Origin of the sequence: Microbacterium sp. GbtcB4 (assembly GCF_019091465.1) — a bacterium.
GTDB classification, from domain to species: domain Bacteria; phylum Actinomycetota; class Actinomycetes; order Actinomycetales; family Microbacteriaceae; genus Microbacterium; species Microbacterium paraoxydans.
The window spans coordinates 1-244 of sequence record NZ_JAGXJJ010000399.1 but is presented as its reverse complement, the minus strand read 5'-3'; the positions used below and the strand labels follow the sequence as shown (position 1 = coordinate 244).

Genomic DNA, 244 nt, shown 5'->3' with positions numbered 1-244 from the left:
GTCCTGGTGGCCGGGGCCGGCCCAGAGGATCGCGTCGCCGTCGCCGACGAGGCCGACGGCGGCGACGATCGCGGCCTCCGGCGGGGAGGACTCGTGGATCTCGGCGCCAGGACGGGCGCGACGGGCGCCCTCGACGAGCGTCGCGCGGATCGACGCCGGGGCCTCGAACCGCGGGTGGTGATCGGTCACGACGAGGTTGGCGCTGCCTTCCACCGCGGTGCGGGCCATGTCGAAGCGCTTGCTG

General features: G+C 75.8%; 1 pseudogene. It reads right to left on the bottom strand.

Going from position 1 to position 244, the window contains the following annotated elements:
- A pseudogene (locus KVS71_RS18285) lies at positions 1 to 244 on the bottom strand (UDP-N-acetylmuramoyl-L-alanyl-D-glutamate--2,6-diaminopimelate ligase); the annotation flags it as partial.